The organism is Streptomyces justiciae (assembly GCF_015163075.1).
GTDB classification, from domain to species: domain Bacteria; phylum Actinomycetota; class Actinomycetes; order Streptomycetales; family Streptomycetaceae; genus Streptomyces; species Streptomyces justiciae.
In genome coordinates, this window is record NZ_JADDXU010000011.1 from 69463 (window position 1) to 88884 (window position 19422).

Sequence of the window (19422 nt, forward strand, 5' to 3'; positions counted from 1 at the left end):
ACGAACTACAGGATGTCTATGCAGAGATAGCCGTCGATCCGGCGCAGGTGCTCGCTGTCGGGGTCGGGCGGCAGCGGGTGGCCGAGGTCGGCCGCGCGGACCTCACCGATCCACTGGTCGTGCTGGTACTCGTGGTTGATGAGCGTGGTGAGCAAGTGGGTGGCGACGACGGTGAGTTGGGCGGGTGCGCCGACACGGCCGGCGGCGATGTCGCCGATGCGGGCGTGCACGCGCTCCGCGACGGTGTCCCGGAACTCGGCGAGGCGTTTGACGGTGGGCAGCGTTCCCCGGAACTTCTCTGGGTTGGCCGAGTCCATGAGGGCGTCCAGTTCCGGGTCCGGGCTGGGCTCGGCCGCGGTCAGGTTGCGGATCATGAAGTGGGCGACATGGGCCTGGTGGCCGAGGTGCCAGCCGATGGCGCTGGAGTCCTGGTGCGGGCGCCAGGTCACCTCGTCCGGGGTGAGGTCCTTCCAGAGGTCGTCGGTGTAGGCGCGGGCACGGTCGTACTCGCGGAGCAACGCGTCTATCCGGAGCATGAGTTCGCCCCTTCCGTGGTCAGGGACGCCGCGACCGCCCGCTCTGCGGCGGCGAGGGCGCCCTCGATGTGTCCGGCGTGTTCGGCGGCCGTCTCGGTCGAGGCCCAGTGCAGCCTGCCGTCCAGGGCGGGCTGTTGGTAGAGGGGGTGGCCGAACAGGGAGTAGTCGGCCAGTTGGTGGACGGCGGGCGGCGCGGTCCACCGCTCACTGCTCCAGTCCTGGATGTGCAGCGCCTCGGGCTCGGCGGCGTCCGGGCCGAAGAGCTGGGCCAGTTGGGCGGTCACCGCCGGCGCGAAGTCGGGCCCGAGCGCTTGGGCCGCCGCGAAGCCGAAGAGTGCGGCGGGCCGTGCGTCCGGCCCGGACATGTCGTGCAGCTCTTGCAGCGGCCCGGTTCTGCTGAACGCGGCACCGGCGAGCCCGGCCTCCCGCCAGAAGGCGGAGGGGTAGCGGGCGACGACCTTGGCAACCGCACCCATCCACACGGGAGTTGCCCGAGCGAGGCGGACCAGTCCCGGTGACAGGTGGGTGCCGAAGTCGATGTTCGCGAGGGCGAGCGCGGGCGGTACGGCCACGATGACCTGGTCGGTGTGCAGCACCCGGGTCGGCGTACGGACTTCGAGGGCGCCGCCCTCGCCGGGGTGGATCGCGGTGACGGGGCTGTCCAGTCGTACGGCATCCGTGGGGAGTTGGGCCGCGAGGGCGTGGGCGAGGGTGTCGGCGCCGGGGGTGAAGCGGCGGGCGGGGGCATCGAGCAGGTTGCCGGGCAGCCGTCGTACGCCGGCGGTGTCCTGGACGAGTGTGTCTCCGGCGAGGTGCTGCTCGAAGGTGGCGATGCCGAGCCGTGCGGCGAGGTCCGCGACGCGCGGCTCGCCGTCCCAGTACCAGGTGGCCCCGAGGTCGAGGGCCCCGGGCGGGGCGGCCGCGCTGAGCAGGCGCCCGCCGACGCGCCCGCGGGCCTCCAGGCACACGGTGTCGCGCCCGGCGGCGACCAGGGCGGCGGTGGCGGCCAGTCCGGCGATGCCGGCACCGATCACGACGACATCGTGGCGGTCGTGTTCCGTCATGTTCTCTTCTCCTCGACGGCGGTCAGGCGCCGGTGGTGAGCACCATCCGGAAGCGGGCCCGGCCCTCTTGCTGGGTGTCGAGCGCCTGCTGGGCCTCCTCCAGTGGCACGGTCCGTACCTGGGGGCGGACGCCGGTGGCGACCGCGAAGCGCATGGCCTGTTCGGTGTCGGCGGGGCTGCCGGTCAGATGACCGGTGACGCTGCGAGCACCCATGACGAGCTTGGCCAGGGGGAGTTGGAGCGGTGCCGCGTCGAAGCCGACGACGGTGAGGCGCCCGTGCGGGGCGAGGCCGTCCACCAGGTCCGCGAGCGGCTTGCTGCTGGAGGCGGTGGAGAGGATGAGCCGCGCGCCGCCCAACTTCCGTAGTGCCACCGCGGGTTGCTGGGACTCGGTGTCGATGTAGTGCCGTGCGCCCAGTTCCCCGGCGAGCTTGCGCTTCTCCTCGCCGCGGCCGATCGCCACCGTCTCGAACCCCATGGCGGCGGCGAACTGCACCGCGAGATGCCCCAGTCCGCCGATCCCGAGGACGGCGACCAGATCGCCCGGCCCGGCGCCGGAGTGCCGCAGGGCGTTGCAGGTGGTGACGCCGGCGCATCCGAAGGGTGCCGCCTCCGCCGCGGTCAGGCCGTCGGGGATGCGGGAAAGGGTGGTGGCGGGGACCGTGACGGTGGTCGACCAGCCGCCCGCGTACGACAGGCCCGGCACCTTGCGCTCCGGGCAGTGCACGACGTCGCCGGTCCGGCAGGCGGTGCAGTGACCGCAGCTGCCGCCGAACCAGCCGACGGTCACCCGCTCCCCCACGTCCCATCCCTGTACCTGAGGGCCCAGCTCCGCGATCACACCGGCGACCTCGTGGCCCGGTGTGATCGGGAAGCCGGTCGCCGGGGTGGGATTGCGGACCGTACCGATGTCGGCGCCGCAGATGCCGGTCGCCTGCACGTCGATCCGTACCTCGCCGATCCCAGGTGCCTTCTCCCGCACCGGCACCACCTCCACGGTCGCTCCGGGCTCGGCCACCTGTGCGGCCCGGTGCATCCGGTCAGCGTCTCGGGACACGTGAATCCCTCCTTCGATGAGACTTCGAGGAAATGTCGAAGAGGAGGGGCGGACGTCCTCGGACATGTCTCGCACACGGCTCCGCCTGCACCGTAGATCGCCGGGCCGGGGCCCGGTAGAGGATCATGGTGAATGGGGGCATAACCAACGGCTATACCCGCCCGGGCAGCCGCGGGCCTGTGAGTCTCGCCGACGTCCGCCTGGCCGGCAAGCGCGCCGTGGCCGCCGACTGCCCGTGTGAGCACCTCGGGGTCCGATGTCAGCGCGGATCACTACAGTTGCTCCGCCGGTCGCGCTCCCGCGGCCGGGTCCGCGCTCGAAGGAGGTCCTCAGGTGCGTTTACGAAGACGTGCGGCCGGTGTCGTCCTGATCCTGGCGGCGGCGTCGTTCCCGCTGCTCGGCGCCCCCGGCACGGCGGCGGCACAGGCCCAGGGCGGCATCGTCCTGCCCGTGCGGTCGCACTGGCAGACACTCGCCGACAGCCGCCAGGTGTATCTCAGCGCGCCCGGTGACGACGCGGTGCTGGCCACCGACCACGACGGACAGGTCGTCAAGAAGGTCGAAGGGCTCGACGGGGCGCGGGGCATGACCGAGTCGGCCGACGAGTCCACCCTGTACGTGGCGCTCCCCGACGCCGACGCCATCTCCGTCATCGACACCGCGACCCTGACCGAGACACGGCGCATCCCCACCGGAGCCGGCACCGCGCCGGAGAGCCTCGCCCTCGTCGGCGGCCGGCTGTTCTTCGGCTACCAGGCCACCGACTTCGACGCCGGCATCGGTTCGGTCACCCTCACCGACGCGACCCCGACCGTCGCCTTGGACACGTCCCCCGTTTGGTACGGCAAGCCGAGGCTCGCCTCCTCACCGGGCGCGCCCGACCGGCTCGTCGCCGCGGAGAGCCAGGGCGCGCTGGGCATGCGCGTGTACGACGTCAGCTCCGGGACGCTGCGGGAGACCGCGTACAGCGATGCCATCGCCGATGTCGAGGACGTGGCGGTGACGCCGGACGGCAGCAGCGTGATCACGGCGAACGGGTCCAACTACTACCACCAGCGCTGGCGCCTGTCGGACCTGACGGAGGAGGCACGGTACGAGACCGGCCCCTACCCCAACTCCGTCGCCCTCGACTCCCACGGCACTCTCGCCGCGGGGATCGTGGCGGGAGGCGACTGGGACCTCTACGTCTATCGTCCGGGAGAGACCGACGCCTACCGCACGGTCGCGTTGTCGCCCGGGTACGCGGATCTGGTCGACCGGGGCGTGGCCTGGGCGCCCGACGGCAACAGGCTGTTCGCCACCCGGTTCCCCTACTCGGGCGAGGTCGTTCTCGACGTCATCACGGACATCGCGAAGGCATCCAGCACCATCACCTTGTCCGCCCCGCCGACGAACCCCGTCGGGACGCCGGTCACCGTGACGGGGAAACTGACCTCGCTGGTCGCCTTCCCCAAGCACAAGACGGTCACCGTGACCCGCAGCGGTGTGGCGCTGCCGGATGTGAAGGTCGCCCGGGACGGCACCTTCCGCTTCACTGACACCCCGCCCGACTGGAACACGTATCCCCAGTACACGGTCACGTACGCGGGCGACGCCCGGCATGTGTCCGGCAGCGGGACCGTCATGGTCGAGTTCGTCAGCTGACCAGGCCGGTGTGTGTGAGGGGGCGTCGTGTCGAGAAGACGCCCCCATCACGTCAGGCGCCCAGTCCGGCGCGGATGAGGGCGTCCAGCCGCCGCCATGCCGGGGACGAGGCGTTGACCGTGCCCTGGATGAGGGCGGGGATCTCGGACTCGGCGTCCAGCTGGGGCAGTTCGCCGGCTCCGTAGCGTTGCCGGGTCGCCTCGGTGATCCGGCGGGCGAGGGTGTCGATGCGGGGATCGTCGGCGTCGAGGTCGTGGGCGTGGTCGAGGAAGAGCTGCCGCAGCGCCGGATCGGCCAGCATCCCGGACTGGTCGCGGAACAGTGCCGTCGCGCGGTCCGGGTGGGTGGCGAACACCAGGACCCACAGGTCGCGTTGCAGGTCCACCCAGCGCGGTGTGAATCCCCAGCGGGCCAGATCCTCCAGGTAGGGGCCGACCTCGGCGGGCAGGGGTGCGAGATGCCCCGCGGCGAGCTGTCGCAGACGCCCCTGTGTGGCCCGTAGACCGCGGATGCGGGCGGTGAGGTCCTGGTCGATCTCACGCAGCGCCTGCTGGTACTCCTCGTCGGTCGCTGATCTCAGGTCCCGGATTCGGGCCAGGGGTACGCCCGCTTCGGCGAGCGTCCGGATCTTGATCAGGGCGATGGCGTCGTTCGCGCCGTAGCGGCGGTAGCCGGACGCGTCGCGGTCGGGCTCCGGAAGCAGGCCCTTGTCGTGGTAGACGCGGATCGTCTTGATCGACACGCCGACGTACCTGGCCAGCTGACCGATGGTGATCACCCGGCCATCGTCCCACTTGCCCTGCCCCAAGGGCAGGGTTGAACGATGAGGCCATGGCGAACATGAACATCGATCGGCAGACCCTGCGCGACCTGGCCGACGAGGGCAATGAGACCGCTCTGGACCGGCTGGCCGACCTCGCCGACGCCGCCGGTGATCTCGAGGAGCTGAGCGAGCTGCTGGACGAGGGTTCTCCGCGCGCCGGGTTCCTGCTCACCCGGCGCGCGGTCGCGGCGGGCGACCTGCGCGAACTGCAACGGATCTCCGACGCCGGGTACGACCAGGCCGGTGACGAGCTGGAACGGCTGCTGAAGGCGCCCGACGACGGGGACCGGGGCTGAGCCGCGGCCGCTGCGACACTCCGCATGAGCCTGGCCGACCCAGCCATATTACTGAACCGTAACCTACCTACCGCTACCCGCGGTAACCCTTGCGGCGCTACCGTCCTGACAATTCGTCTAAGAGTGGCATCGGAGCAGCGGTGGGACGACCGCCTCCGCATGCCCGCGTCCCGCCCGACCGGTCCGTCAGGTCACCGAGCCGCACCTGAAGCTCGGCCTCCCCCTTCTCCGGAGGTCCCGCATGCCCGCTCCCGTACGCCTCGCCGCCGTGGCCGTCACGGCCGCCGCCTGCCTCGGCGCCTCGACCGTCCCGGCGCTTGCCGCCGACGGCGACACCGTGGTCTCCCGCGGCGTCACCATCCCCGCGTTCTACAACCCGCCCGCGACGCTGCCGACCGCGAACGGCGCGCTGGTGCGCAGTGAACCGCTGCCGCTCGCGCTGAGCCTGCCCGGCATCGACGGCCCGCTGCCCGGCAGAGCCACCCGCCTGATGTACAAGTCGACGGACTCCAACGGCCGACCCGTGGCGGTGACCGGCGCGTACATCGAGCCGTCCGCCGCCTGGCAGGGCACCGGCCCCCGCCCGCTGGTCGCCCTGGCACCCGGGACCATGGGGCAGGGCGACCAGTGCGCCGCCTCCCTCGGTCTCGAACACCCCCTCCAGCTCAACGGGCAGACCGTTTCCGTGGGTTACGAGGACCTGGCCGTCTACCGCCTGCTCGCCAAGGGCATCGCCGTCGTGGTCACCGACTACGCCGGCCTCGGCGCGACGGACCGGCTGCACACGTACGTCAACCGCGTGGACGAGGCCCACGCCGTCCTGGACGCCGTCCGCGCCGCCCGCGCGCTTCCCGGGACCTCGCTCACCACCGCCTCACGCGTGGCCCTGTTCGGCTACAGCCAGGGCGGCGGCGCCACCGCGGCGGCCGCCGAACTCCAGTCCGCCTACGCCCCCGACGTCGTGATCGCCGGCACCTACGCGGGAGCGCCGCCCGCCGACCTGACCGAGGTCACCAAGGCCATCGACGGCAGCGACCTCGCCGGAGCACTGGGCTGGTCCGTCAACGGCTTCCTCCAGTCCGACCCCGCTCTGCGGCCGATCGCCGACGCCCACCTCAACGCGGCCGGACGCGCGGCGCTCGACGACCTGTCCACCATGTGCGTGGGGGACGCGCTGTTCGCGTACAACTCGGCGCGGAGCACCGCCTGGACGACCGACGGGAAGACCATCAGCGACGTCATCGCGGCCGAACCCGCCCTCCAGGCCTTCCTCGACGAGCAGCGCATCGGCACCACGCGCCCGAGCGGGCCCGTCCGGCTGGCGACCGGCACGAGCGACAACCTGGTGCCGCACGCGCAGGCGCGCACGCTCGCCGTGGACTGGTGCCGACTGGGCGGCAATGTCACCTACAAGCCGGTGATCCTGCCCGACGCGGGCCGCGCACTGATCAACCACTTCGCTCCGCTGCTCACCGATCAGGGCGACGCCATCTCCTGGCTGACGGACCGGCTGAACGGCAAGCCGGTCACGTCCGCCTGCGGCCTGCTGCCGTTCCAGCCCTGACCGCAAGCCTCACTTCATGCCTGGGCGGCCGCTACGGGTGCCGCTCACACCTTCATGACGGACCGGTCCGCGCGAACGCCGTGGATCGGGCCGTCGAGGCGTGTCAGGGGCAGGCCGGTGGCGCGGTTGGCCTCGGCGATGATCTCGGCGGTGATGGAGACGGCCGTCTCCTCCGGGGTGCGCGCGCCGAGGTCGAGGCCGATCGGGGATCGTAGTCGAGCCAACTGTCCCTCGGTCACCCCGAGTTCGCGCAGTCTGCGCAGGCGCTCGTCATGCGTGCGCCGGGAGCCCATGGCGCCGACATAGCCCACCGGGAGGTCGAGGGCGAGGCGGAGCAGCGGGATGTCGAACTTGGCGTCGTGGGTCAGCACGCACACGGCGGTGCGTCCGTCCACCGGCGTCTGTGCCAGAAAGCGGTGCGGCCAGTCCACCACCACCTCGTCCGCGTACGGGAAGCGGGCCTCGGTGGCGAAGACCGGGCGGGCGTCGCACACCGTGACCCGGTAGCCGAGGAAGCTGCCCGCCCGGCTGAGCGCGGCCGCGAAGTCGACGGCGCCGAAGATCAGCATGCGCGGCCGGGACGCGTGGACATGGACGAGGACGGACAGCTTCTCGGGACACGTGTCCGCGTCGCCGCCGACCTCGAAGCGTGCGGTCCGCCCCGAACGGAGGGCGGCCAGCGCATGTGCCGTCACCACCGCGTCGATCTCGGGGTCGTCCAGGGCGCCGCGGGTCTCGTCGCCGTCGCCGAGGACGGACAGCGTGCGACCGATGAGTGGTTCGGGGCCGTCCACGACCTGTGCCACGGCCGCGGGCCCGCCCCGCGCCACCTCCGCGAGGGCCGCGCCCAAGTCCGGCTGCGCCGCGGGGTCGACGCGCCGGACGACGACGTCGAGTTCGCCGCCGCAGGTCAGGCCGACGGCGAAGGCGTCGTCGTCGGAGTACCCGAACCAGACCCGCTGAGGCTCGCCCCCGTCCTTGAGAACCTGCCGGCACAGCTCGTAGACGGCGCCCTCGACGCAGCCGCCGGAGATGCTGCCGACCGCGTTGCCGTCCAGGTCCACCGCGACCGACGTGCCGATCGGCAGGGGTGCGCTGCCGGTGACGTCGACGACGGTGGCGAGCGCGAAGGGGCGTTGTTCGCGGCACCAGCGGTGCAGTGTGTCCGCGATGTTCAGCATGGGCCTGTCTCCGTGGGTGGGGGGAAGGGTCGCCGCCGCGCGCTACGGGGGCGGGCGCGCGGCGGCGACCCGGCTCAGATCAACGCCTCGGCGGTGATGGGGAGTTCACGGATGCGTCGACCGGTGGCGTTGTGGACGGCGTTGGCGACGGCGGCCGCCACCCCGACCTGGACGACCTCTCCGATCCCCTTGACGCCGAGCGGGTCGGCGTCGGGGTCCTCGCCCTCCAGGTAGATGGCCTTGAGGTCGCGGATGTCGGCGTTCACCGGGACGAGGTAGTCGGCGAGGCTCGCGTTGACGATCCGGCCGTCGCGGTGGTCGGTGACCGTGTGCTCAAGGAGGGCCTGTCCGATGCCGCCCACCATGCCGCCCAGCGCCTGGCTGTCCGCCAGCTTGGGGCTGACGATGCGGCCGACGTCGTACACCCCGAGCATCCGCCGCACCCGGACCAGGCCGAGGGTGGCGTCGACACCGACCTCGGTGAAGACCGCGCCGTAGGAGAAGTACGAGTGCCGCGCGGGTTCCGGTGCCCCGGCGTACGCGCCCACGGCCTCGAGGTGGGTGAGCTTGTTGCGGGTCAGCAGCCGCTGGTAGGTCTCGCCGCGGGCCGGGTCGTCCTGCACATGCAGTCGGCCGTTGCGGACGACGACGTCCTCGGCCTTGATGCCGTACAGCGGCGACTCCTCGTCCTCGACGGCGAGTTGGATCGCCCGGCCGCGGACCTTGTTGCACCCGTCGAGGACGGCGGAGCCGACGACCGTCATGGTCATCGAGCCGCCGTGCGGCGGGGTCGGCGGGTAGAGGGAGTCACCGAGCCGGAAGGTCACGTTGCGCATGGTCAGCCCGAGCGCGTCGGCGGCGACCTGGGTCTGGGAGGTGTAGGTGCCCGGCCCCATGTCGATCGTGGCCGCTTCCGCGACCGCGGTGCCGTCGGCGTCCAGGCGGACCCGGGCCTGCGCGGGGAAGCGCCCGGGGTCGTACACGGCCGCGGCCATGCCGAGCCCGACCAGCCAGTCGCCGTCCCGCGTCGAGCGGGGCTCGGGATTGCGCCGGTCCCAGCCGAACTCCCGGGCGCCGACGCTGTAGCACTCGCGCAGCCGACGCGTGGACCAGGGCAGCCCGTTCGACTCGTCCTCGGGCGGCTCGTTGCGCAGCCGCAGCTCGATCGGGTCGACGCCCAGCCGGTTCGCGAGTTCGTCCATGGCCGACTCGATGGCGAACGACGCGCTGGCGAAGCCCGGACCGCGCATCCAGATCGGGGTGTTCACGTCCAGCGGTACCTTCCGGTACTCCTGGCTGACGTTGGGCGTGCTGTAGAACATCTGCCCGGCCAGCATGATGGCCTCTTCGAACTTCTCGTACGACGAGGTCTCCGCGTCCATCTCGTGCACCATGGCGGCGAGTCGGCCCCGCCGGTCGCTGCCGAGCCGCACCCGGTAGTCGTAGGAGGGCCGGAAGCCGGTGCCGAAGTACATCTGACGGCGGCTCAGGACGAGCTTGACGGGGCGCTTCAGCTCGCGCGCGGCGAGCGCGGCGACCACCGTGTGCGGCCAGCAGCGCAGCCCGCTGCCGAAACCGCCGCCGACGAACGGCGAGATGACCCGCACCGACTTCATCGGCAGGTCGAACACCGTGGAGAGTTCGGTCTGGGTGCCCACCACCCACTGGGTCTTGTCCCACACGGTCAGCCTGTCGCCGTTCCAGCGGGCGATGGTGGCGTGCGGCTCCATGGGGTTCTGGTGGTTGCGCGCCATGCGGTAGTCCAGGTCGAGCCGTACGGCCGCTTTGCGCAGCCCCGCCTCGGCGTCGCCGCGCGCGTACTTGGTCGGCTCGTCCGGCTGCGCCTCCGCCAGGTCGGTCGAGGGCTTCTGCGCGTCGTAGCCGACCTTCACCAGGCTCGCGCCGTGCTGCGCGGCCTCCAAGGTGGTGGCGACGACCACGGCGACCGGCTGACCGTGGAAGAGAACCTTGTCGTCCTGGAAGACGCGCAGCCGGCGGCCCTCCGGGTTGTTCGACCCGGGGTTGTCGAGGTAGGGCAGCTTCGGCGCGTTGCGGTGATGGATCACCCGCAGCACGCCGGGGTGCTTCTCGGCGGCACCGGTGTCGAGGGAGGTGATACGACCCCGGCCGATGCTCGCGTCGACGAGGACCGCGTGCAGGACGCCGTCGACGTCGTGCTCGGCGGCGTACAGGGCCTTGCCGGTGACCTTCAGCCGTCCGTCCACACGGGACAGGGGGGCGCCGACGGCCGCCTGGGGCTGGGGACTCACTTCGTACCTCCCACGACGCGCAGCTGACGCTCGACGGTCCGCTTGAGCAACTCGGGCTTGAATCCGTTGTGTTGCAGGGTCCGCGCCCCGTCGGCCGCCTTCTCCGCGGCGGCTGCCCAGAGGGCTGCCGAGGGGCGTTCGCCGATCAAGTGCCGCTCGACGGCCGGGAGTTTCCAGGGCACGGTGCCGACGCCTCCGGCGGCGACCTTCGCCTCGCGGATGATCCCGCCGCGGAGGTGCAGGGCGACGGCGGCCGAGGTGAGGGCGAACTCGTAGGACTGCCGGTCCCGGACCTTCAGGTAGCCGGACCTCAGCGGGCGCGGCAGCGCGGGGATCGCCACCGCCGTGATCAACTCGCCTGGCCGGAGGGCCTGTTCACGATTGGGGGTGCGTCCGGGCAGCAGCAGGAAGTCGGCGAAGGGGACACGGCGCTCCCCGTCCGGGCCGAGCAGGTGCACGGTCGCCTCCAGGGCGGCGAACGCCACGGCGACGTCGGAGGGGTGCGTGGCCACGCATGAGTCGGAGGTGCCGAGGATCGCGTGGGTGCGGTTGTGGCCCTTCAGCGCGGCGCAACCCGAGCCGGGCTCGCGCTTGTTGCAGGCGGCGGTGACGTCGCGGAAGTAGGTGCAGCGGGTGCGCTGCATGATGTTGCCGCCGAGGGTGGCCATGTTGCGCAGCTGGGCCGACGCGCTCAGTTCGAGCGACGCGGAGATGACCGGATACAGGGCCCGCACTTTCGGGTGGGCGGCGGTCTCGGCCATCGTCACCAGCGCACCGATCCGCAGTCCGCCGCCCTCGGTCGCCCTGACCTCCCGCAGCGGGAGGCCGCTGATGTCGACGAGGGTCTCGGGGCGTTCGACGGTCTCGCGCATCAGGTCGACGAGCGTGGTGCCGCCTGCGATGTAACGCCCGCCGCGGCGACCGGCGTTGAGGGCCTCACGGGTGTCGGAGGCTCGGGTGTAGGAGAAAGGATGCATGGTTCACTTCCCCGCCGTCTGCTCGACCGCGCGCACGATCTTCACGTAGCAGCCGCAGCGGCAGATGTTGCCGCTCATCCACTCCCGGATCTCCTCCGGGGTGTCGGCGTGGCCTTCCTTGATGCAGCCGACGCCGGACATGATCTGCCCCGGCGTGCAGTAGCCGCACTGGAAGGCGTCCTCGTCGATGAACGCCTGCTGCAACGGATGCAGTCGGTCCCCGTCGGCGAGGCCCTCGATGGTCGTGACCTCGGCACCCTCCAACCGAACCGCCAGCGTCAGACAGGAGTTGACCCGCCGACCGTCGACGAGGACCGTGCACGCCCCGCAGGCACCCGCATTGCAGCCTTTCTTGGCGCCGCTCAGGTCGAGGTGCTCGCGCAGCAGGTCGAGGAGCGAGGTGCGGTTGTCCACCGTCACGGTCCGCCGGGTGCCGTTGACCGTCAGGGAGACCCGGCTGACGGGCGCCACGGCGGCCGCCGCGTCCTCCGAGCCGACCAGGACCGATCCCCCGATCACGCCGCCCGCGACGGCGACCCCGCCTACCGCGGTGGTGGCGGCGATGAAGGTGCGCCGGGTGGGTGCGGAGGGGAGCGCCTCAGGTTCGGCGGGAGGTGGGGCGGCGGACACGGGTTCAGTGGACATAGGTGCTCCTTCGCGTGACAGGGCAGCAGGGCGGGGAGGAGGTCTTCAGCCGTTGACCAGGACCTTGAGGGTCTTGCGGTCGGCCATGTCCTGGTAGCCGGCCGGGACGCCGTCGAGGCCGGTGGTGACGTCGAAGACCTTGCCGGGCTCGATGGCGCCGCTGAGGATGTCGGGCAGCAGTTCCTCGATGTAGGCGCGCACCGGCGCGGGGCCGCCGGCGAGGCGGATGTTGTGGCGGAAGAGGCTGCCGAAGCCGATCGGGGCCTCCTCGTACTGCGGGACGCCGACCCGGCTGATCACGCCGCCCGGGCGGACGACGCCGACGGACTGCTGGTAGGCGGGCAGGTTGCCGACACACTCCAGGACCACGTGCGTGCCCTCTCCGCCGGTGAGCTCCCGTACCTGGGCGATGCCTTCGTCGCCTCGTGCGGAGACCACGTCGGTGGCGCCGAACTCCCGGCCGAGGTCGGTGCGCGCCTGGTGCCGGCCCATGAGGATGATCTGCTCGGCGCCCAGCCGCCTGGCCGACAGCACGCCCAGCAGGCCGACCGCGCCGTCGCCGATCACGGTGACGCTGGTGCGCTCGCTGACGCCGCCCGCGACGGCGGCGTGGTAGCCGGTGCCGAGCACGTCCGAGAGCGTCAGCAGGGAGGGGATGAGGGCGGAGTCCGGGGCGACGGGGAGCTTGACGAGGGTGCCGTCTGCGAGCGGGACGCGGACCGCCTCGGCCTGGCCGCCCTCGTCCGGCAGGCCGTCCCAGAAGTTGGCCTGGGCGTGGGCGCAGGAGGTGTGCAGGCCCTCGCGGCAGAACGCGCAGGTGTTGTCCGAGATGGCGAACGGGGCGACGACCAGGTCCCCGCGCTTGACGGTGCTCACCTCGGAGCCGGTGTCCTCGATGACGCCGATGAACTCGTGCCCCATCCGCGCGGGACCGTCCTCGGGCTTCGCCGAGGCGTAGGGCCACAGGTCGCTGCCGCAGATACAGGACGCGGTGATCCGGACCAGGGCGTCGGTGGGGTGCTTGATGACGGAGTCCGGGACGTTCTCGACACGGACGTCGCCTGCGCCGTACAGGAGGGTTGCGCGCATGATCTGTTCTCCGGTGGTGGTACGTGATGCGGGTGTTGCCGGTGCACTCCACGAAACCGGGCTCGCCACGGAGGAGGAAGGTCGTGTTTATGGGGGGTATAACCTCAACCCCCAAGCGGCCGCCGATGATTGACGCGGCGCTCCCCCGTCGACTGTGTCGACGCTACGCAAGGCCCCTGATGGGCCGACGCCGGCGCCGCATTTATGGGGGGTACAAGCTCGACCTCCCTAAACGCCACGGGATCGCTACCGTGGACGAAATGGACCAACGACCCGACAACCGCACCGAGATCCGGGACTTCCTCGCCAGTCGCCGCGCCAAGATCACCCCGGAGGAGGTCGGGCTGCCCACCAGCGGCCGACGCCGGGTCCCGGGACTACGGCGTGAAGAGGTCGCGGTCCTGGCCGGGGTGAGCACCGAGTGGTACACGCGGCTGGAGAAGGGCCACATCAGCGGGGTGTCGGAAGACGTCGTAGAAGCAGTGGCGCAGGCATTGCAGCTCGACGATGACGAACGCACCTACCTGTTCGACCTGGCCCGGGCAGCCCGACCCGCGCGGCGCACCCCCACCCGCCGCAAGGACGTCCCGATCCCGCCCCGCATCCAGTGGATGCTCGACTCCATGACGATGGCCTCCGCACACGTGCACAACGGCCGCCAGGACATCGTCGCCAACAACCCGCTGGCACGAGCCCTGTTCGCGCCGATGTTCGACAGCAACACCACCGACAGACGCGGTCGTCCCAACTTCGCGCGCTACATCTTCCTGGACCCGGACTCCCAGCACTTCTTCGTCGACTGGGACAAGGCCGCTGGTGTGACCGCCGCGTTGCTGCGCGCCGAAGCCGGACGCGAGCCCCACGACCGGGCGCTGCGCGACCTCATCGGCGACCTGTCCACGCTCAGCCCGGAGTTCCGCGCACTGTGGGCGGCCCACGACGTCCGCATTCAACACGACGGCGTCAAGAAGTTCCGCCACCCCGAGGTCGGCTCCCTGGAACTCACCTACCAGGGCATGCAGTTGCCCCTCTCCGACCGGGCTGTGCATGGCCTGACCATCTACGCGGCGGAGCCTGGCACCCCTTCCGAAGACCGCTTCAAGCTCCTCACCAGCCTGGCGGTCACCCAGTCCCCGACCACGGACGACGAACCCCGGAGGATCTAGCCGTCAGGCGTGGATTCCGCCGCCCGGTTCCTGGAGCTCCGCCCTCACCATCTCGGCCTTCAACCTCGGCACTGCGGCCGGCTCCTGGGTCGCCGGCCTCGCGCTCGACTCCTCGGTGGGCGCCACCGGGCCCGCGATGGCGGGCACGGCGATCGCCGTGCTCACCCTCGTCCCCACCATCGCCATGCCCCGCGCGGCAGCCGTCACCGGCTGACGCCGCGGCGGACGGCGGCGCTACCCAGCCGACCGGCCGGTCACCGCACTGTGCACGACATACGCGGCCGCCACATCCAGCACCGCGTGCCCGGTGGACTTGTACACGGTGAGCTCGGCCGGAGTGCGTCGGCCGGGGGCCGAGCCGTCGAGGACCGCGCCCAAGAGGCTGACGGTCCGGTCCGGCGGGAGGCCCTGCAGTTCGTGGGCGCCGGAGGGCGGTGGGGTGGCGGCGGCTCCGGGCCACTCGGCGTAGAGCGTCGCGTCCTGGACGGTGGCGGCGTCGAGTTCGTGGCCTTGGGAGCCGCCGACCGAGCTCACGTGGGTGCCCGGCGCCAGCCATGCACGGCGTAGGACAGGGGTGGTGGCGCCGGTGCAGCAGTAGACTGTGGCCGCCTGTCGTACGGCCTTCTCGATGCCGTCGGCCGCGCGGCCCGCGGGGTGCAGGGCGGCCGTCGCGCGAGCCGCGTCGGGGTCGCGGCCCACCACGGTGACGGGCTCGTCGGGCCGCAGCACGGCCAGCAGGCCGACCTGCGCGCGGGCCTGCACGCCGGTGCCCACGACGACGACGGGACCGGGGCGGGCCAGGGCCAGGGCACTGTGGGTGGCGGACGCCGCGGTGCGCCAGGCGGTGATGGGCTCGGCGTCCATCACGGCCAGGGGGCGGCCGTCCTCGGGGTCGAAGAGGGCGACGATGCCACGGTGGGTGCTGCGGCCGGGGTGTGTGGGGTCGGCGAACACCGTCACCAGTTTCGCGGCGAGGCCCTGCCCGGGGACGTATCCCGGCATGGCCCCCAGCAACCCGTGCGGGGTGAAGGCGGCCGAGCGCGGCGGCGCCGAAGCCCGGTCCTGCGCCACGGCGACAAGCGCGTCGGCGACGGCGGCCATGAGACGACGCGGGTCGAGAGCGGCCAACGTGGCGGCCGCGTCGAGCACGAGCAGCTCGGTCATACGTCGGCCTCCCCGCCGGCCCGGGACAACAGGCCGGTCAGTGTGTCGACGGCCGCGGCGAGCGCGTCGCGCAGCGTCGGCAGGTGTTCCTCGTCGATCTCGGCAGCGGGCCCGACGAGGGTGATCGCGCAGACGGGCGCCCCGGGGACGGGTACGACCGCTCGGCTGACGGACGCCACGAACTGGTCGTTGCGCCCGTGTTCGACGGCGTGACCGGCGGCCTCGGCCCGGGCGATGTCCGCGAGCAGACCGGTGTCCCCGTCGAGGGGATGCCCCTGCGCGCGGGCCGCGTCGAGATAGGGGCCGCGCGCCTCGGGCGTGAGCGCGGCGACCAGGGCGAGCGGCCCGGCGAAGCGGTGGGCGGGCAGCCGGTCGCCGAGCAGGGTGCTGATCATGGCGAGACGGTCCGGCCGGACGACGTCCACCACACGCGAGCCGTCACTCTCCAGGACCTGGAGGTTGGCCATCAGACCGGTCTGCGCGGAGAGCTTCTCCAGCACCGGACGGGCCACCGAGGTCAGGGAGTTGTGGGCGGCCCGCGCCGAGAGCAGGAGTACGGCCGTCCCGGGCAGATAGCGGTCGTCGGCGCGCAGGACCCAGCCGCGCCGGACCAGGTCCACGAGGATCCGGTACGCGGTGGCCCGGTGCAGTCCGACCTCGTCGGCGAGCTCCGTGAGCCGGGGCGGCCGGGGCGCCCGGCCGACCGCCTCGATCAGGTCCAGCGCTTTGTCCACGGCCGTACGCGGCGCTTGTCGCACTTGCGGCGCTTGTGGCATCGACACCCTTCCGGCAGTTGCGTGTGGAGCCTGCCGGTGGGGCGTGTCGCCCGCCGGACTCCGGGGGTAGGGTACCGGTTGTTTCATCGACCGAGAGCATTGTTACCTACAGCGTAACAACGATGCACTACCGAGGGAGTGGTGAGCTTGACGAGCGACAGAGCCGGCGCGGCGACGCCGTTCGGGCCGCCCGAGTCGGGCGCGGTCGTCGTCTACCGGGGCGCCACCCTGTTCGACGGCACCGGCAGCCCGCCCCGGCCGGGCACGTCGATCGTCGTCGACGGCTCCGTGATCCGGGCCGTCGTGGACGACAACGACCCCGCGGCGTTCGTGGAGGGGGCCGAAGTCGTCGACTTGACGGGGCAGTTCGTCACTCCCGGGCTCGTCGACTCGCACCAGCACCTCGCCACGCCGCCCGACCGTCCGGCCGCCGAGGCCGTCCTGCGCCGTCTCGTGCACAGCGGAGTCACCGCCGTACGGGACATGGCCGACGACCTGCGTCAGCTCGGCGACCTCGCCCGGGCGGCACGGGTCGGGGAAATCCCCGCGCCCGACATCCACTACGCGGCGCTGATGGCAGGCCCCGGCTTCTTCGACGACCCCCGCACGCACCAGGTCACCCAGGGCGCGGTGGCGGGCGAGGTCCCCTGGATGCAGGCCGTCACCGACGCGAGCGACCTGCCGCTGGCCGTCGCCCTGGCCCGCGGCACCTCCGCGGCCGCCATCAAGGTGTACGCCGACCTCGACGCCTCCCTCGTCGCCGCCATCACCGCCGAGGCGCACCGGCAGGGCGTCCCGGTGTGGGCGCACGCCGCCGTGTTCCCGGCGTCGCCGGGCGATGTCGTCGCGGCGGGTGTGGACAGCGTCTCGCATGTCACGCTGGTCGCCCATGAGGCGGCGACCGGGCCGCTCACGTCGTACAAGGACAAGCCGCCCGTCGACCACGCGAGCCTGGTCACCGGGGAGGACGAGCGGCTGGAGAAGCTCTTCGCCCGGATGCGCGAGCAGGGCGTCGTGCTGGACGCGACCGCCGGGCTGTACGCCTCCCGTGAGTTCGTGACCGACGACCCGGAGGCGGCCGAACGCGCGGCCCGTAACACGGAGTTGGCGATCGCCCTGACCAAGCAGGCACACCGCGCGGGCGTGGAGTTGGCCACCGGGACCGACTACGAGACACCGCCTGAGGAGCCGTTCCCCGCCTTGTACGAGGAACTCGCCTTTCTGGTACGGCGATGCGGCCTCCCGGCGGCGGACGTGCTGCGCTCGGCGACCCTCGTGGGTGCCCGCAGCGCCGGCGTCGGACACCTCACCGGCAGTGTGGAACCGGGCAAGTTGGCCGACCTCGCGGTCTTCGCGCGGGACCCGCTGGCCGACATCGACCACCTGCGCACCATCACCCTGACCGTGAAGCGGGGCCACCGCTTCCCGCGCGCCGCCCACACCACCGACCTACCCGGGGAGAACCGTTGACCGGCACGCCGATGATCATCAACGCGCTCGGCCAGCTCGACAATCCCAACGCCCCGCAGTCGCTGGCCGCCGCGGGCGACCTCAACGCCAGCGGCGAACAACTCACGGTCGACGCCCGCACGTTGACCGAGGCACGCGCCTCCGGCCTGACCGCCGTCAACATCACCCTCGGCTATGTGATGGGCGACCTGCCGCCCTACGAGCACACCCTGCACGAGATCGACGTGTGGGACGGCGTCATCGCCCGGCACCCCGAGGACCTGCTGAAGGTCACGAGCGTCGCCGACCTCCACACCGCGCACCGTGACGGGCGGATCGGTGTCATCTACGGCTTCCAGAACGCGGAGGCCGTCGGGGACGACGTCGGCCGGGTTGCTACGTTCGCCGAACGCGGCGTCCGTGTGGTGCAGTTGACGTACAACCAGGCCAACCAGCTGGGCGGCGGATCGATGGCGCCCGCCGACACCCCGCTGACCGCCTTCGGACGCGAGGTGGTCGACGCGCTCAACCAACAGCATCTGATGGTCGACCTCTCGCACAGCGGTGAGCGCACGTGTCTCGACGCCGCCAAGCACTCCTCCGTGCCGGTGTCGATCAACCACACCGGATGCCGGGCGCTGACCGATCTGCCGCGCAACAAGACGGACGAGGAACTGCGCCTGGTGGCCTCGCGGGGCGGATTCGTCGGCATCTACTTCATGCCGTTCCTCAACCCCACCGGCCACGCGTGCGCGGCCGACGTGGTCGAGCATCTCGTGCACGCCGTGAACGTGTGCGGAGAGGACCACGTCGGGATCGGCACCGACGGGCCGGTCACCGCCATCGACGACCTCGACGCGTACCGGGCCAGCCTCGCCGAACATGTGGCACGGCGTCAGGAGGCCGGGGTGTCGGCGGCCGGAGAACGCGCGGACACCTTCCCGTTCGTCGTCGACCTGCGCGGTGTGGAGCAGTTCCGTGAGCTGATACGTCTGCTGGAGCGGCGCGGCTGGTCCGCGACACGTATCGAGAAGGTCATGGGCCGCAACTTCGTCGCGTACGCGGAACGGGTGTGGTGAACCCCCGATGCCGGCCCGGTGCCCCCTCACACCCCTAGTTGCTGCGTCAACTACCATGTGGGCGCATGGGGCGCCGACCGCGGCACACCCGACACACAGACCGGCCTGCCCGGGGAGGCGCACAGTGAGTGAGCACAGCAACGGGTCCGCCCCGCGCAGGATCTTCATCGACAAGCAGAGCCCGCAGGCCTTCCAGGCTCTGGTGAAGACCTCGGAGGCGGTGGGTGCGACGGCCGCGGAGGCGGGGCTCGACCGGACGACCGTCGAGCTGATCAACCTCCGCGTGTCCCAGGTGAACGGCTGTGCCTACTGCCTCGATCTGCACACCCGGAGGGCCCTGCGCGCGGGTGAGTCGGCGCAGCGCCTGGGTGTCCTGGCGGCCTGGCGGGACGCCGACGTGTTCACCCCCGTGGAGCGTGCGGCACTGGAGCTCGCGGAGTCGACCACCCTTGCGACCGACTCCGCCGCCCAGGAGGCCGCGTACGGTGTCGCCCGTCGCATCCTCACCGAGGACCAGATCTCGGCCGTGATCTGGGTAGCTGTCACGATCGGCGCCTTCAACCGCGTGTCCATCATGAGCAAGCACCCCGTGACGGCGCCGCGCCAGGCCGCCGCCACCGTCAGTTGACGAGCCGTCCACTA

19 protein-coding genes are annotated in these 19422 nt (G+C 71.9%); 7 read left to right on the plus strand and 12 right to left on the minus strand.

What is annotated here, in order from left to right; translation table 11 throughout:
* Positions 1 to 5 precede the first annotated feature (5 nt).
* From IQ210_RS28215 to IQ210_RS28225, 3 genes are read right to left on the minus strand one after another with little or no spacing between them, the layout of a single operon-like run.
* Entirely contained in the window at positions 6 to 536 is a 531-nt protein-coding gene (locus IQ210_RS28215; protein WP_194081967.1) for a DinB family protein, read from the minus strand.
* Positions 524 to 1600: a flavin monoamine oxidase family protein gene (locus tag IQ210_RS28220; protein ID WP_194081968.1), complete on the minus strand. Its 1077-nt coding sequence runs from the start codon at positions 1598 to 1600 to the stop codon at positions 524 to 526. The genes IQ210_RS28215 and IQ210_RS28220 overlap by 13 nt, the downstream gene beginning before the upstream one ends.
* 22 nt (positions 1601 to 1622) lie before the next feature.
* Positions 1623 to 2657 (minus strand): alcohol dehydrogenase catalytic domain-containing protein, encoded by a 1035-nt coding sequence (locus tag IQ210_RS28225; protein ID WP_256783908.1) that lies wholly within the window; start codon positions 2655 to 2657, stop codon positions 1623 to 1625.
* Between the two features lie 333 nt (positions 2658 to 2990).
* On the opposite strand from IQ210_RS28225, the gene IQ210_RS28230 reads away from it, so the two are divergent.
* Positions 2991 to 4301, plus strand: coding sequence for a hypothetical protein (locus IQ210_RS28230; protein WP_194081969.1), 1311 nt, complete (start codon positions 2991 to 2993; stop codon positions 4299 to 4301).
* A gap of 52 nt (positions 4302 to 4353) precedes the next feature.
* Here IQ210_RS28230 and IQ210_RS28235 read toward each other — a convergent pair whose 3' ends face one another.
* On the minus strand, positions 4354 to 5079 hold the full coding sequence (locus IQ210_RS28235; protein WP_194081970.1) for a MerR family transcriptional regulator: 726 nt from the start codon (positions 5077 to 5079) through the stop codon (positions 4354 to 4356).
* Between the two features lie 53 nt (positions 5080 to 5132).
* Here IQ210_RS28235 and IQ210_RS28240 point away from each other — a divergent pair, with 53 nt between their 5' ends.
* Both IQ210_RS28240 and IQ210_RS28245 read left to right on the plus strand, forming a co-directional pair.
* The gene (locus tag IQ210_RS28240; RefSeq protein WP_194081971.1) at positions 5133 to 5420 is read left to right on the plus strand and encodes a hypothetical protein; all 288 of its coding nucleotides are present in this window, start codon (positions 5133 to 5135) and stop codon (positions 5418 to 5420) included.
* Positions 5421 to 5661: 241 nt separating this feature from the next.
* The gene (locus IQ210_RS28245) at positions 5662 to 6984 is read left to right on the plus strand and encodes a lipase family protein (RefSeq protein ID WP_194081972.1); all 1323 of its coding nucleotides are present in this window, start codon (positions 5662 to 5664) and stop codon (positions 6982 to 6984) included.
* Positions 6985 to 7028: 44 nt separating this feature from the next.
* Here IQ210_RS28245 and IQ210_RS28250 read toward each other — a convergent pair whose 3' ends face one another.
* The 5 genes from IQ210_RS28250 to IQ210_RS28270 all read right to left on the minus strand — a co-directional run bounded on the left by IQ210_RS28250 (position 7029) and on the right by IQ210_RS28270 (position 13146).
* Positions 7029 to 8165 (minus strand): XdhC family protein, encoded by a 1137-nt coding sequence (locus IQ210_RS28250; protein ID WP_194081973.1) that lies wholly within the window; start codon positions 8163 to 8165, stop codon positions 7029 to 7031.
* 74 nt (positions 8166 to 8239) lie between these two features.
* The gene (locus tag IQ210_RS28255) at positions 8240 to 10435 is read right to left on the minus strand and encodes a xanthine dehydrogenase family protein molybdopterin-binding subunit (RefSeq protein WP_194081974.1); all 2196 of its coding nucleotides are present in this window, start codon (positions 10433 to 10435) and stop codon (positions 8240 to 8242) included.
* Positions 10432 to 11412 (minus strand): FAD binding domain-containing protein, encoded by a 981-nt coding sequence (locus IQ210_RS28260; RefSeq protein WP_194081975.1) that lies wholly within the window; start codon positions 11410 to 11412, stop codon positions 10432 to 10434. The genes IQ210_RS28255 and IQ210_RS28260 overlap by 4 nt, the downstream gene beginning before the upstream one ends.
* 3 nt (positions 11413 to 11415) lie before the next feature.
* Positions 11416 to 12057: a (2Fe-2S)-binding protein gene (locus IQ210_RS28265; RefSeq protein WP_194081976.1), complete on the minus strand. Its 642-nt coding sequence runs from the start codon at positions 12055 to 12057 to the stop codon at positions 11416 to 11418.
* Positions 12058 to 12102: 45 nt separating this feature from the next.
* A complete protein-coding gene (locus IQ210_RS28270; protein ID WP_194081977.1) occupies positions 12103 to 13146 on the minus strand; it encodes a zinc-binding dehydrogenase in 1044 nt (347 codons plus the stop codon).
* A gap of 260 nt (positions 13147 to 13406) precedes the next feature.
* Between IQ210_RS28270 and IQ210_RS28275 the strand changes: the two genes are divergently transcribed.
* Complete coding sequence (locus IQ210_RS28275; protein ID WP_194081978.1) at positions 13407 to 14312, plus strand: helix-turn-helix transcriptional regulator; 906 nt, start codon at positions 13407 to 13409, stop codon at positions 14310 to 14312.
* A 3-nt stretch (positions 14313 to 14315) separates the two neighbouring features.
* On the opposite strand, the gene IQ210_RS28280 is transcribed toward IQ210_RS28275, so the two are convergent.
* The 3 genes from IQ210_RS28280 to IQ210_RS28290 form a co-directional block, all read right to left on the minus strand.
* On the minus strand, positions 14316 to 14477 hold the full coding sequence (locus IQ210_RS28280; protein ID WP_194081979.1) for a hypothetical protein: 162 nt from the start codon (positions 14475 to 14477) through the stop codon (positions 14316 to 14318).
* A 69-nt stretch (positions 14478 to 14546) separates the two neighbouring features.
* A complete protein-coding gene (locus tag IQ210_RS28285) occupies positions 14547 to 15476 on the minus strand; it encodes an ornithine cyclodeaminase family protein (protein ID WP_194081980.1) in 930 nt (309 codons plus the stop codon).
* Positions 15473 to 16210 carry an IclR family transcriptional regulator gene (locus tag IQ210_RS28290; protein ID WP_322656886.1) on the minus strand — a complete coding sequence of 246 codons (738 nt, stop codon included), beginning with the start codon at positions 16208 to 16210 and terminating at the stop codon, positions 15473 to 15475. The genes IQ210_RS28285 and IQ210_RS28290 overlap by 4 nt, the downstream gene beginning before the upstream one ends.
* Positions 16211 to 16399: 189 nt before the next feature.
* On the opposite strand from IQ210_RS28290, the gene IQ210_RS28295 reads away from it, so the two are divergent.
* The 3 genes from IQ210_RS28295 to IQ210_RS28305 all read left to right on the plus strand — a co-directional run bounded on the left by IQ210_RS28295 (position 16400) and on the right by IQ210_RS28305 (position 19408).
* The gene (locus tag IQ210_RS28295; protein ID WP_228048472.1) at positions 16400 to 17722 is read left to right on the plus strand and encodes an amidohydrolase family protein; all 1323 of its coding nucleotides are present in this window, start codon (positions 16400 to 16402) and stop codon (positions 17720 to 17722) included.
* Positions 17719 to 18780: a dipeptidase gene (locus IQ210_RS28300; protein ID WP_228048473.1), complete on the plus strand. Its 1062-nt coding sequence runs from the start codon at positions 17719 to 17721 to the stop codon at positions 18778 to 18780. Before IQ210_RS28295 ends, IQ210_RS28300 begins: the two co-directional genes overlap by 4 nt.
* 124 nt (positions 18781 to 18904) lie before the next feature.
* A complete protein-coding gene (locus IQ210_RS28305) occupies positions 18905 to 19408 on the plus strand; it encodes a carboxymuconolactone decarboxylase family protein (protein WP_322656888.1) in 504 nt (167 codons plus the stop codon).
* Positions 19409 to 19422: the final 14 nt, after the last annotated feature.